Origin of the sequence: Streptomyces sp. cg40 (genome assembly GCF_050320165.1) — a bacterium.
Lineage (GTDB): Bacteria > Actinomycetota > Actinomycetes > Streptomycetales > Streptomycetaceae > Streptomyces > Streptomyces hokutonensis.
On record NZ_CP190128.1, the window covers coordinates 9,214,392 to 9,226,502 of the forward strand.

The window sequence follows — 12,111 nt, forward strand, 5'->3', positions numbered from 1 at the left end:
CCACGGATTGGAGATGCACAGCGATGAGCCGCACTTCCCCCCACGAGCACCTCCGCAGAACAGAGTTGAGCCGCCGCGGTCTGTTGAAGACCGCGGGCGGGCTCACCGCAGCCGTCGCTCTCGGCGGCGCCGCGGTGGCCACGACCGCGCACGCGGCCCCGGCCACCTTCACCCACCCCGGCATGCTGCACAACGCCGGTGACATCAACCGGGCCAAGGTCAGGGTTGCGGCGGGAACCGACCCCTGGCTGTCCGGCTGGAACAGGCTGACCGCCAACTCCCACTCGCAGTCGACCTGGACGAACCGGGCGACCGCGACGATCATCCGGGGCGGCGACGGCCAGAACTACAGCCTGCTCTACAACGACATCGCCGCCGCCTACCAGAACGCCCTGCGCTGGAAAGTCGGTGGCACCGAGGCGAACGCCGTGTGTGCCGCGAACATCCTCAACGCCTGGTCGACCACGCTGACTTCGGTCACCGGGAACGCCGACCGGTTCCTCGCGTCCGGTATCTACGGCTGGCAGTTCGCCAACGCCTGCGAACTCATGCGGGACTACAGCGGGTTCGATCTGGCCGCCGCGCAGGAGATGCTGGCCAACGTCTTCTATCCGCTCAACAACAGCTTCCTCACCAACCACAACGACGCCTGCATCACCAACTACTGGGCCAACTGGGACCTCTGCAACATGGCGTCGATCCTGGCCATCGGGATCCTCAACGAGGACAGCGCCAAGTACGACCAGGCCGTCACGTACTTCAAGTCGGGTGCGGGCAACGGCTCGATCGCGCACGCCGTGCCGTATCTGTACACCGACTCCGACGGCTACGCGCTCGGCCAGTGGCAGGAGTCCGGCCGCGACCAGGGGCACACCGTCATGGGCATGGGGCAGATGGGCGCCGTGTGCGAGATGGCCTGGAACCAGGGCGACGACCTGTACTCGTACGACAGTCGCCGCTTCATGAAGGCCGCCCAGTACGTCGCCAAGTACAACGCGGGCAGCGACGTGCCCTTCACCACCTACACCTGGGGGACCGGGCAGAGCTGCGCCCAGTCGTCCCAGACGGTGATCTCCTCCGCCTCGCGCGGCCAGATCCGGCCGGTGTGGGCGATGCTCCACTTCCACTACAACCGCCGGATCAGCCTCGACGACAAGTACATCTCGGCCATGTACTACAACCTCGTCGCACCCGAGGGCGGGGGAGGTGACTACGGCTCCGACAGCGGCGGCTACGACCAGCTCGGCTTCGGGACCCTGATGTACGCGAAGTAGCGGCCCGGCCTGTCCACGGGTCGGGACCGGTGCCCGACCCGTGGACGCCCTCTTGACCCCGGGCGACGGTGGATCGACACTCCAGTAGGGAATCCTAGTGAACAGGTAGGGAAACATGGGGCGCCTTGAGCCGGTCACCACCAGCCGAGTGGACCGTTCGCCCCTTCTGACCTCCCGCCGTCACATCGATCTGCTGCGGGTCTGCAGCGCCATGAGCCCACTGCGCTGAGCCCCTCCACCGTTCGACGACGCTTCCGCCGCGCGTACGTCCACGCGCCCGTACCCGGGGAGTCCCATGTCCGTCACGCCTCTCGCCGCCGTCCCCTCGCCCCGCTCCGCCCCCCTGTTCAGGGGCAGGATCGGGAGCGACGCGCGCAGCGGGCACTACGCCGTCCCGCGCCGCTACCGCCTCCATCTGTCCACCGCCTGCGCCGACGGCCTGCGCATCGCCGTCACCCACAGCCTGCTCGGCCTCCACGAGAGCTGTCCGGCCGTGTTCCTGTCCGCCGTACCCGACTGTCCGAGTGGTGGACACTCCGCACTGCGTCCGCTCTACGAGGCGAGCGCCCACCGCTACTCCGGTCCGGCCGCCGCGCCCGTCCTGAGCGACGACTGGTCCGGCCGGATCGTCAGCACCCACGCTCCCGACATCACCCGCGACCTCGCCCGGCACTTCGGCGCGGGCGGACCCGAGCTCCACCCGTGCGGCGCCGAGTCGGAGATCGAGGCCGTCGAGCGGCTCTGCGCGCAGGGCATCGAGGACGCGGCACAGCGCGCCGGCGCGGCCGGCGGCGAACAGGCCGGGCGTGACGAGGCCCTCGGCCTGCTGCTGGAGACGCTGGGCTCGCTCGACCGCTGGCTGGACGGCCGCGAGCACATGATCCGCGACGAACTCACCGCCGCCGACGTCGAGTTGTGGGTGACGCTGGTGCAACTCGACACTGTGCACCGCTACCACCTGGACGCCGCCGCCGTGCAGCGCATCGCCGACCACCCCCACCTGTGGGCCTACGCCCGCCGGCTGGCCGCCCACCCGGCCTTCGGTACCCACCTCGACCTCGACGGCATCGCCCGCCGCCACCACGCCCGCTGCCAGGGCCTGGAGGCCGCCGGCGCCGCCGTCCAGATCCTGGACTGGGCAGCCCATGCCGCGGACGAAACGGGAGCTTGCCGCAGTTGAGCGGCGTCTCCACCGTCCATTTGCTGGACGGCCGTTGACATTCGTTCGGGCAATTGTCTTAACTTGCGGCCAGAACGGTCATGAGTGTCAGCGACAAGCCCTGGCTTGCTGACCGGCAACCCTCGCACGCGGTGGGGTGCCCCAGGTGACGACCGGACCGGATGACGTTTCGGTAAGCGCGAGGCCCCACGGGGCCGGAACAGTGACAGGTGACGCCATGTACGCAGCTCCCAGGACGGCCACATGCCGCCCGCAGGGCTGCGTACGGTCGTACGCCAACCTGTTCGTCGCCGACCGCGCTGTCGATCTGCTCCGGGTCAGCAGCGCACTGTGTACCGCGTCGGGCCGCGCCCGCTGTCGCGCCTGACGACCAGTCGGCCGACGCACCTCTGACGCACACCCGATCCCGTCGGTGTGCCTGCCCCCTTCCCCGCCCCCGGTCCCGCGCACCCCGCGCGTGCCGTCAGCCGTCGCGCGTCCACCGCCGCGGACCGGGGTCTGTGAAACCGCCGGAGCCCACCATGAGTGAACCCCCAGGCACCACCGTGTCCCTGGCTGCCGTCCCCGCAGCCGACGCCCCGTCAAAACCCCTGACGGCACAGCGAGTTCAGCCGCTGCGCCGGCCCGGCCGGTGGATCGTCACGCTGGTCGTGCTGGTGCTGATCGCCCAGTTCGTCCACGGACTGGTCACCAACTCCTTCTACCAGTGGGACCGCTTCGGCTACTGGTTCCTGCGCCCGACGATCCTCGACGGACTCGTCATCACGCTCGAAGTGGCCGCGCTCAGCGCGGTGTCGGGCCTCCTCGGCGGCATCCTGCTCGCCCTGGCCCGGCTGTCGAAGAGCCCCGTGCTGCGCGCCGCGAGCTGGACCTATGTATGGGCGCTGCGCTCCATCCCGCTCATCGTGGTACTGATCTTCCTCTACAACTTCAGCGCCCTGTACCAGACCCTCAGCATCGGCGTCCCCTTCGGCCCCGCCTTCTTCTCCTTCGACGAGTCGAAGCTCGCCACCGACATGGTCGTCGCCGTCGTCGGACTCAGCCTCAACGAGGCGGCGTACGCGGCCGAAGTGGTCCGCGGCGGCATCCTCTCCGTCGACCAGGGCCAGCACGAGGCGGCCTCCGCGCTCGGCCTCCCCAAGGGCTACCAGTTCCGCAGAATCGTCTTCCCGCAGGCCCTGCGCTCCATCACCCCGAACTACGTCAACCAGCTGATCGGCCTGATCAAGAGCACCTCGCTGGTCTTCTACGTCTCGCTGCTCGACCTGTTCGGCTCCGCGCAGACGATGGGCTCCACCTACCCCGGCGACATCGTGCCGCTGCTCCTGGTCGTCACCGTCTGGTACCTGATCCTGACCAGCGTCGTGTCGGTCGTCCAGTTCTACGTCGAGCGCCACTACGCCCGGGGCGCCACCCGCTCCCTGCCGCCCACCCCGATCCAGAAACTCCGCGACGGTGTCACCGATCTGCGGGCCCGCATCCGCAGGGAGACCGCCGTATGACCACGAACACCGTCGAACCGCTGGCGGACATCACACCCGCCGCCGTAGAGGTGCACGACGTCCACAAGTGGTACGGCGCCCACCGGGTGCTGGACGGCGTCGATCTCACGGTGCGGCCCGGCGAGGTCACCGTGATCCTCGGCCCGTCCGGCTCCGGCAAGTCCACGCTGCTGCGGGTCATCAACCACCTGGAGAAGCCCGAGATCGGGTACGTCAGCGTCAACGGCGAGCTGATCGGGGTGAGGCAACAGGGCGGACGGCTCAAGGAGTTGAGCGAGCGCGCCATCCTCGCGCAGCGCAGCCGGATCGGGTTCGTCTTCCAGAACTTCAACCTCTTCCCGCACCTGACCGTCCTCGACAACGTGGCCGCCGCCCCGGTCGCCACCGGCAGGCTCGGCAAGCCCGAAGCACTTGAACTGGCAAGGGAGTTGCTCGCCCGCGTCGGTCTCGCCGAGAAGACCGGCGCCTACCCGAGGCAGCTCTCCGGCGGCCAGCAGCAGCGCGTCGCCATCGCACGGGCCCTCGCCCTCCGCCCCGGCGTCATCCTCTTCGACGAGCCGACCTCCGCCCTCGACCCCGAACTCGTCGGCGAAGTCCTGTCCGTCATCAAGGACTTGGCGACCAGCGGCACCACCCTCGTCATCGTCACCCACGAGATCGGCTTCGCCCGCGAGGTCGCCGACCGGGTCGTCTTCATCGACGGCGGAAAGATCGTCGAACAGGGCCCGCCGCACGAGGTCCTCGACAAGCCACAGCACGAGCGCACCAGGGACTTCCTCAGCAAGGTCCTCTGAGCCACCCCCTCTTCACCTTCACCTTCACCTTCAACAGCCCTCAACACCGAGCCTAGGAACAGCCATGTCTACTCTCAGCCTGCGCAGCAGAATCACTCGCGGACTCACCGCGGGAACCGTCCTCGCTTCCCTCGCCGGTGGTCTCGCGGCCTGCGGCGGCGACAGTGACGCGGCCACCACGTCCGCCGGTGCCGCCTCCGGCACCGTCACCGTGGGCGCCTTCTCCCTCGGTGCCGCCAAGGAGGCCACGCTCAAGGTCGCCGAAGTGAAGTCGATCAGCGCCGAGTTGCCCAAGTCCATAGCGAAGAGCGGCAAGCTGGAGATCGGCGTCGGCTTCCTGCCCGCCGGTTCCCCGCCGCTCGGCTACGTCGGCTCGGACCAGAAGACCCTCACCGGTTCCGAGACCGACATCGCCCGCCTGGTCGCCGCCGTCCTCGGTCTCAAGCCCGAGCTGAAGAACTCCACTTGGGAGAACCTCTTCATCGGCCTGGACAGCGGCAAGGTCGACGTCGCCTTCTCCAACGTCACCGACACCGAGGAGCGCAAGGCGAAGTACGAGTTCGCCTCCTACCGCGAGGACAACCTCGGCTTCGCGGTGAAGGCCGACAACTCCTGGAACTTCGACGGCAATTACGAGAACCTCGCCGGCAAGACCGTCGCCGTGGGCGCCGGCACCAACCAGGAGCGGATCCTCCTGGAGTGGAAGAAGAAGCTGGCCGCCGAGGGCAAGAAGGCGCTCACCGTCAAGTACTTCCAGGACAACAACAGCACCTACCTGGCGCTGGCCTCCGGGAAGATCGACGCCTACCTCGCCCCCAACCCCTCGGTCGCCTACCAGGTCTCCTCGACCAAGGGCACGGCCAAGGCGGTCCGCAACGCGGGCACGTACTCCGGCGCCGGATCCACCCTCCAGGGCCTGATCGCGGCCACCGCGAAGAAGGACAGCGGCCTCGCCAAGCCCCTCGCGGACGCCATCAACTACCTGATCAAGAACGGCCAGTACGCCAAGTGGCTGGCCGCCTGGAACCTCTCCAACGAGGCCGTCGCCAAGTCCGAGATCAACCCGCCCGGACTGCCCAAGACCGACTCCTGACCCACCCTCTCCGCAAGGGGACCCCGCCACGCCCCGGCGGGGTCCCCGACCCGTGCGACCAGTACCGGAGCCGTCACCCGATGTCTTCCACCGCCAGCCTCGAAACGACCACCTCCCACGTCCTGGACAACCCGGCCTGGGCAGCGCTCACCGGCCCGCACACCCACCTCGCCGAACGCGTCGGCCGCGCCGCCCGCTACCCCGTCGACGTGGCCGCCTTCAACGCCATCACCGACAACGACGACCCACGCGCCTGGGCCGACCTGGCCACGCTCATCGGCCCTGGCGGAACCGCCGCCGTGCGCGGAGTGAGCGAGACCCCGGACGGCTGGGAGATCGTCCGTTCCGGACAGGGTGTCCAGCTGGTGGACACCGGTCTGCGGGCCGAGCCGGACCCCGAGGCAGTCCTCCTCGGCCCGGACGACGTGCCCGAGATCCTCGACCTGGTCGCCCGCACCGAACCCGGCCCCTATCTGCCCCGCACCGTCGAGATGGGCACCTACCTCGGCATCCGCCACGAGGGCCGACTGGTCGCCCTGGCCGGCGAGCGCCTCCACCCGCCCGGCTGGACCGAGATCAGCGCCGTGTGCACCGACCCCGGCCACCGCGGCCGGGGCCTGGCCACCCGCCTGGTCCGTGCCGTCGCCGCAGGCATCAAGGAACGCGGCGACCACCCCTTCCTGCACGCCGCCGCCACCAACACCAACGCCATCCGGCTGTACGAGTCGATCGGCTTCACCCTGCGCGCCCGTACGGTCTTCTCGCTCGTACGCTTCACCGGTCCGACTTCCGCCGCCGATCCGGAAGAAACGGCATAGCCGTGCGGTTGCCCCTACTGAAGCCGGATTCCGTGGAGGTGGAGCACATGTGTGGCACCGCTGTCCTCCACGTGCGACTCACCACCCGCCAGCACATAGACCTGCTGCGCGTGGCCGGCGCGCTCTGTCGCCCCTGACCCCTCCCCCAGCCTTCGGCCGGGGGGACCCCCATTCGCTGCGCTCCCCAGCCGCCGTGCGCCCATGTCCCTGGGCCGGCGATCTCGTACGGACCTCCAGGAAGGCACCACTCGTGTCATCGACCTCCCCTTCTCCACTGCATCTCGCCGTCGCCCTCGACGGCACCGGCTGGCACCCCGCCTCCTGGCGCGAACCGGTGGCCCGGCCCCGTGACCTGTTCAAAGCCGCCTACTGGGCCGACCAGGTCGCCGAGGCCGAGCGCGGTCTGCTCGACTTCGTGACTTTCGAGGACGGCCTAGGCCTCCAGTCCTCGCACTACGGCGAACTGGACGGCCGCACCGACCAGGTCCGCGGACGCCTCGACGCCGTACTGATCGCGGCCCGGATCGCACCGCTGACCAGCCACATAGGTCTGGTCCCGACAGTGGTGTCCACGCACACGGAGCCCTTCCACATATCCAAGGCGATCGCCACCCTCGACTACGTCAGCACCGGCCGCGCCGGTGTGCGGGTGCAGCTCTCCGCCCGGCCGCACGAGGCCGACCACTTCGGACGGCGCACCTTCGAGCCGCTCAGCCTGGAGAGCCTGCGCACCCCCGCCGGACAGCAGCGGCTCACCGAGCACTTCGACGAGGCCGCCGACTACATCGAGGTCGTGCGCCGCCTCTGGGACAGCTGGGAGGACGACACCGAGATCCGGGACGTCGCCACCGGCCGCTTCGTCGACCGCGACAAACTGCACTACATCGACTTCGAGGGCCGCCACTTCAGCGTCAAGGGCCCCTCGATCACCCCCCGGCCGCCGCAGGGCCAGCCGATCGTCAGCTCTCTGGCCCACCAGACCGTCCCGTACCGGCTGGTGGCCCGCGCCACCGACATCGGCTATGTCACCCCGCACGACACCGAGGACGCGCGGGCGATCGTCGCGGAGATCCGCGCCGAACAGGACGCGGCGGGGCGCGCCGACGAGCCGCTGCACATCTTCGGCGACCTCGTCGTCCTCCTCGACGACGACGAGGCCACGGCGGTCGCCCGCCGTGAGCGCCTCGACGCCCTGGCCGGAGAGCCGTACACCAGCGACGCCCGGATCTTCGCCGGTACACCCGCCCAACTCGCCGATCTCCTCCAGGAGTTGCAGTCGGCGGGGCTGACCGGCTTCCGGCTGCGGCCCGCCGTCGCCGGACACGACCTGCCGGCGATCACCCAGGGGCTGGTCCCCGAACTCCAGCGCCGGAACGCCTTCCGCCGCGCCTACGAGGCCGACACCCTGCGCGGCCTGCTGGGGCTCGCCCGCCCCGCCAACCGCTACGCCGCCGCCGCGGCCACCGCCTGAGCCGGAGGGACCGTACGACATGAGCAAGCCCCTGAAGCAGATCCACCTGGCCGCCCACTTCCCCGGTGTCAACAACACCACCGTGTGGAGCGACCCCGCGGCCGGCAGCCACATCGAGTTCAGCTCCTTCGCGCACTTCGCGAAGACCGCCGAGCGCGCCAAGTTCGACTTCCTCTTCCTCGCCGAGGGACTGCGGCTGCGCGAACAGGGCGGGAAGATCTACGACTTGGACGTGGTCGGCCGCCCCGACACCTTCACGATCCTCGCCGCGCTCGCCGCCGTCACCGAACACCTCGGCCTCACCGGCACCATCAACTCCACCTTCAACGAGCCCTACGAGGTGGCCCGCCAGTTCGCCAGCCTCGACCACCTCTCCGACGGCCGCGCCGCCTGGAACGTCGTCACCTCCTGGGACGCGTTCACCGGCGAGAACTTCCGCCGCGGCGGCTTCCTGCCGCAGGACGAGCGCTACTCCCGGGCCAAGGAGTTCCTCGCCACCACCAACGAACTCTTCGACTCCTGGCACGGCGACGAGATCCTCGCCGACCAGGCGAGCGGCACCTTCCTGAGCGACGCCAAGGCCGGAGCCTTCGTCCACCAGGGCCAACACTTCGACATCCAGGGCCAGTTCAACGTCCCGCGCTCCCCGCAGGGACGCCCGGTCATCTTCCAGGCGGGCGACTCCGACGAGGGCCGTGAGTTCGCGGCCTCCAGCGCCGACGCCATCTTCAGCCGGTACAGCACGCTCGACCAGGGCCAGGCCTTCTACACCGACGTCAAGTCCCGCCTCGCCAAGTACGGCCGCAGGCCGGACCAGTTGCTGATCCTCCCGGCCGCCACCTTCGTGCTCGGCGACACCGACGCCGAGGCCGAGGACCTGGCGAAGGAGGTCCGCCGCCAGCAGGTCAGCGGCGCCACGGCCATCAAGCACCTGGAGTTCGTCTGGAACCGGGACCTGTCCTCCTACGACCCGGACGGCCCGCTGCCCGACATCGAACCGGACGTCAGCGACAACCACATCTCCAAGGGCCGCGCGCAAGTACGCATGTACCGCGACCCGTTGGCCACCGCCCGCGAGTGGCGCGAGCGGGCCGCCGCGAACAACTGGTCCATCCGGGACCTGGTCATCGAGACCGGCAACCGGCAGGCCTTCATCGGCTCCCCGTCCACGGTCGCGAAGACCATCAACGACTTCGTGCAGGCCGACGCCAGCGACGGCTTCATCCTCGTCCCGCACATCACCCCGACCGGACTCGACCCCTTCGCCGACAAGGTCGTCCCGCTCCTCCAGGAACAAGGCGTCTTCCGCACCGAGTACGAAGGACCCACCCTCCGCGACCACCTCGGCCTCGCCCACCCCGACGAGGTACGCGAGGAACGGGCGGCGTCGTGAAGTTCCTCGCGATCACGCTCATCGTCCACCGGCCCGACCCGGTCACGGGCATCCAGAAGCCGACCCACGAGCGTTTCCGCGAGGTCCTCGAAAACGCCGTACTGGCCGAGGAGTTGGGCCTGGACGGCTTCGGTGTGGGGGAGCGGCACGAACGGCCCTTCATCTCCTCCTCGCCGACCGTCGTCCTCAGCCACGTCGCCGCCCTCACCCGCCGTATCCGGCTCTTCACGGCGGTCACCACACTGAGCCTCCTCGACCCGGTGCGGGCCTACGAGGACTACGCCACACTGGACCATCTCTCCGGCGGACGCCTCGACCTGATCATCGGAAAGGGCAACGGCACGGCCCAGCGCGAGCTGTTCCACGTCACGCCCGAGGACCAGTGGGAGCGCAACGCCGAGAGCTACGAGGTGTTCCGGCAGCTCTGGCGGCAGGACAAGGTGACGGCGAAGACCAGGTTCCGCCCGGAGCTGAAGGACGCGGAGGTGTGGCCGCGCCCCTACCAGCAGCCGATCCGGGTCTGGCACGGCAGCGCGACGAGCAAGGAGAGCGTCGACCTGGCGGCTCGCTACGGCGACCCGCTGTTCTCAGCGAACGTCACCAACCCCATAGAGCCCTATGCCGAGTTGATCCGCCACTACCGGGAGCGCTGGGAGCACTACGGCCACGATCCGGCGGACATCGCGGTAGGCGCGGGCACGGCCGGCCTCTATGTCGCTCCCACGACCCAGGAGGCGCTGGCCGTCTACCGCCCGATCTTCGAGAGCAACCTCGCATTCCAGAAGCAGGTCGGCCTGCCCGTCGTCTTCGAGACCCTGGAGGACTTCGTCGAGCGCAGCTCCGCGCTGATCGGCAGCCCGCAGCAGGTCATCGACAAGGTGCACCGCTACCACGAACAGTTCGGGCACACCCTGCTCCATCTGCACGCGGACGCAGGTGGCTTGACGGACCGTCAGCACCGTGACTCGCTGGAGCTGTTCGGGTCGGCGGTGGCTCCCGTGCTGCGCAAGGCCATCCCGGACCCGCCCTTCGACTGGGGCCCGGTATTGCCGGATGCGTCCACGACTGAGGAGCCCGCACATGCCTGACATCCCGCTCGGCGTCCTCGACCTGGTCCCGATCTCCTCGGGCTCCAGCGCACCCGAGGCCCTGCGCAACTCCATCGAACTCGCGCGCAGGGCCGAGGAGTTCGGATACGCCCGCTACTGGTTCGCCGAACACCACCTCAACCCCGGGGTCGCGGGCACGTCCCCCGCGGTGGTCCTGGCGCTCACGGCGTCCGCGACCTCCACCATCCGGCTCGGCTCCGGAGCCGTACAACTCGGCCACCGCACCGCGCTGTCCACGGTCGAGGAGTTCGGCCTGCTCGACGCGCTGCACCCGGGCCGCTTCGACCTGGGCCTGGGCCGCTCGGGCGGCCGACCGTCGCCCCCGCTGCCGTCGGCCACCCCGGTCGTCGACGGCCGGGCCCCCAACGGCCTGCGCATCCCGCCCCGTTTCTCCTTCGAACGGCTCCTCGGCTCACCCAGGATCGCCCTCCAGCGCAAGCTGCTCCTGCTGCCCAAGGCCGAGTCCCAGGAGTACGGCGAGCAGATCGACGACGTCCTCGCGCTGCTGGCCGGCACGTACCGTTCCCCGGAGGGCGTCGAGGCCCACGTCGTACCGGGCGAGGGCGCCGACCTGGAGCTGTGGATCCTGGGCAGCAGCGGAGGAACCAGCGCCGAGGTCGCGGGTCGCAACGGTCTCCGTTTCGCGGCGAATTACCACGTCAGCCCTGCCAGCGTCCTTGAGGCGGCGGACGGTTACCGCGCCGCGTTCCAGCCCTCCGACGTCCTCGACAAGCCGTACGTCAGCGTCTCCGCCGACGTCGTCGTCGCCGAGGACGACGAGACCGCCCGCGAACTCGCCACCGGCTACGGACTGTGGGTGCGCTCCATCCGCACGGCGGAGGGCGCCATCAAGTTCCCGACCCCTGACGAGGCCCGCGCCCACGTCTGGACCGACGAGGACCGCGAACTGGTCCAGGACCGCATCGACACCCAGTTCGTCGGCTCACCCGCCCGGGTCGCCGACCAACTGGAACAACTCCAAGAGGCGGTCGGCGCCGACGAGTTGCTCATCACCACCATTACCCACGCCCACACGGACCGGGTGCGCTCCTACGAACTCCTCGCAGAAGAATGGCGCCGCCGGGGTCACTCCTCCCAGTCGAGCTGATGCTCCGGGGTCCCCACGGAACGCCCGTACGCGACCGCTTCGGCGCGGCCGGCCTCATCGCCGCGCCGATAGCGGAACACCTTTCCCGCGAAGACGACGACCCGCTCATCGCCGACGGTGAAGTCGGCGTACCAGCCGTTGGCCCGCTCCAAAGTGGCGGCGAGCGCGTTCGCGATCGGACCCGAGGCGCTGTCGTCGTCGGTCTCCCACTCGATGAACGTCCACGCGTCGGGCTGCCCGGCCGTCGCGCTCGCCGAGTTGTCGACCCGCTCGATCTTCCGGATACGCAGCCCGTGCGGCGCGAACACGGCACCGGGGCGCAGGCTCTCGCCGAGAACGTAACCCGTGATCATGACCCATCTCCTTCTC

13 protein-coding genes and 1 riboswitch are annotated in these 12,111 nt (G+C 69.6%); of the genes, 12 read left to right on the top strand and 1 reads right to left on the bottom strand.

The window, feature by feature from the left end; genetic code table 11:
- The first annotated feature begins 23 nt into the window (after window positions 1–23).
- The 12 genes from ACQHII_RS41575 (at window position 24) to ACQHII_RS41630 (ending at window position 11,742) form a co-directional block, all read left to right on the top strand.
- Window positions 24–1,274 carry an alginate lyase family protein gene (locus tag ACQHII_RS41575; RefSeq protein WP_427924091.1) on the top strand — a complete coding sequence of 417 codons (1,251 nt, stop codon included), beginning with the start codon at window positions 24–26 and terminating at the stop codon, window positions 1,272–1,274.
- Between the two features lie 115 nt (window positions 1,275–1,389).
- Window positions 1,390–1,503: a putative leader peptide gene (locus ACQHII_RS41580; protein ID WP_317880146.1), complete on the top strand. Its 114-nt coding sequence runs from the start codon at window positions 1,390–1,392 to the stop codon at window positions 1,501–1,503.
- A 66-nt stretch (window positions 1,504–1,569) separates the two neighbouring features.
- On the top strand, window positions 1,570–2,454 hold the full coding sequence (locus tag ACQHII_RS41585; protein ID WP_427924092.1) for a glutathione S-transferase C-terminal domain-containing protein: 885 nt from the start codon (window positions 1,570–1,572) through the stop codon (window positions 2,452–2,454).
- Between the two features lie 76 nt (window positions 2,455–2,530).
- Window positions 2,531–2,639: riboswitch (SAM riboswitch) on the top strand.
- A gap of 336 nt (window positions 2,640–2,975) precedes the next feature.
- Entirely contained in the window at window positions 2,976–3,956 is a 981-nt protein-coding gene (locus tag ACQHII_RS41590; protein WP_427924093.1) for an amino acid ABC transporter permease, read from the top strand.
- Window positions 3,953–4,750 (top strand): amino acid ABC transporter ATP-binding protein, encoded by a 798-nt coding sequence (locus tag ACQHII_RS41595; RefSeq protein ID WP_427924094.1) that lies wholly within the window; start codon window positions 3,953–3,955, stop codon window positions 4,748–4,750. The genes ACQHII_RS41590 and ACQHII_RS41595 overlap by 4 nt, the downstream gene beginning before the upstream one ends.
- 64 nt (window positions 4,751–4,814) lie before the next feature.
- Window positions 4,815–5,843, top strand: coding sequence for an ABC transporter substrate-binding protein (locus ACQHII_RS41600; RefSeq protein WP_427924095.1), 1,029 nt, complete (start codon window positions 4,815–4,817; stop codon window positions 5,841–5,843).
- A gap of 80 nt (window positions 5,844–5,923) precedes the next feature.
- Window positions 5,924–6,661, top strand: a complete 738-nt coding sequence (locus tag ACQHII_RS41605) for a GNAT family N-acetyltransferase (protein WP_427924096.1) — start codon at window positions 5,924–5,926, stop codon at window positions 6,659–6,661.
- Window positions 6,662–6,708: 47 nt separating this feature from the next.
- The gene (locus ACQHII_RS41610) at window positions 6,709–6,798 is read left to right on the top strand and encodes a putative leader peptide (protein WP_399116364.1); all 90 of its coding nucleotides are present in this window, start codon (window positions 6,709–6,711) and stop codon (window positions 6,796–6,798) included.
- A 113-nt stretch (window positions 6,799–6,911) separates the two neighbouring features.
- Window positions 6,912–8,132 (top strand): LLM class flavin-dependent oxidoreductase, encoded by a 1,221-nt coding sequence (locus ACQHII_RS41615; RefSeq protein WP_427924097.1) that lies wholly within the window; start codon window positions 6,912–6,914, stop codon window positions 8,130–8,132.
- A gap of 19 nt (window positions 8,133–8,151) precedes the next feature.
- Entirely contained in the window at window positions 8,152–9,525 is a 1,374-nt protein-coding gene (locus ACQHII_RS41620; RefSeq protein WP_427924098.1) for an NtaA/DmoA family FMN-dependent monooxygenase, read from the top strand.
- Window positions 9,522–10,613, top strand: a complete 1,092-nt coding sequence (locus ACQHII_RS41625; protein WP_427924099.1) for an LLM class flavin-dependent oxidoreductase — start codon at window positions 9,522–9,524, stop codon at window positions 10,611–10,613. Before ACQHII_RS41620 ends, ACQHII_RS41625 begins: the two co-directional genes overlap by 4 nt.
- Entirely contained in the window at window positions 10,606–11,742 is a 1,137-nt protein-coding gene (locus ACQHII_RS41630; RefSeq protein ID WP_427924100.1) for an LLM class flavin-dependent oxidoreductase, read from the top strand. Before ACQHII_RS41625 ends, ACQHII_RS41630 begins: the two co-directional genes overlap by 8 nt.
- On the opposite strand, the gene ACQHII_RS41635 is transcribed toward ACQHII_RS41630, so the two are convergent.
- Window positions 11,721–12,095 (bottom strand): hypothetical protein, encoded by a 375-nt coding sequence (locus ACQHII_RS41635; RefSeq protein WP_427924101.1) that lies wholly within the window; start codon window positions 12,093–12,095, stop codon window positions 11,721–11,723. The genes ACQHII_RS41630 and ACQHII_RS41635 overlap by 22 nt on opposite strands.
- Window positions 12,096–12,111 lie beyond the last annotated feature (16 nt).

Bases quoted from the DNA above. Each gene is read 5' to 3' on its own strand.
- ACQHII_RS41575 (WP_427924091.1), top strand. From the start codon at position 24: ATGAGCCGCACTTCCCCCCACGAGCACCTCCGCAGAACAGAGTTGAGC.
- ACQHII_RS41580 (WP_317880146.1), top strand. From the start codon at position 1,390: ATGGGGCGCCTTGAGCCGGTCACCACCAGCCGAGTGGACCGTTCGCCC.
- ACQHII_RS41585 (WP_427924092.1), top strand. From the start codon at position 1,570: ATGTCCGTCACGCCTCTCGCCGCCGTCCCCTCGCCCCGCTCCGCCCCC.
- ACQHII_RS41590 (WP_427924093.1), top strand. From the start codon at position 2,976: ATGAGTGAACCCCCAGGCACCACCGTGTCCCTGGCTGCCGTCCCCGCA.
- ACQHII_RS41595 (WP_427924094.1), top strand. From the start codon at position 3,953: ATGACCACGAACACCGTCGAACCGCTGGCGGACATCACACCCGCCGCC.
- ACQHII_RS41600 (WP_427924095.1), top strand. From the start codon at position 4,815: ATGTCTACTCTCAGCCTGCGCAGCAGAATCACTCGCGGACTCACCGCG.
- ACQHII_RS41605 (WP_427924096.1), top strand. From the start codon at position 5,924: ATGTCTTCCACCGCCAGCCTCGAAACGACCACCTCCCACGTCCTGGAC.
- ACQHII_RS41610 (WP_399116364.1), top strand. From the start codon at position 6,709: ATGTGTGGCACCGCTGTCCTCCACGTGCGACTCACCACCCGCCAGCAC.
- ACQHII_RS41620 (WP_427924098.1), top strand. From the start codon at position 8,152: ATGAGCAAGCCCCTGAAGCAGATCCACCTGGCCGCCCACTTCCCCGGT.
- ACQHII_RS41630 (WP_427924100.1), top strand. From the start codon at position 10,606: ATGCCTGACATCCCGCTCGGCGTCCTCGACCTGGTCCCGATCTCCTCG.
- ACQHII_RS41635 (WP_427924101.1), bottom strand. From the start codon at position 12,095: ATGATCACGGGTTACGTTCTCGGCGAGAGCCTGCGCCCCGGTGCCGTG.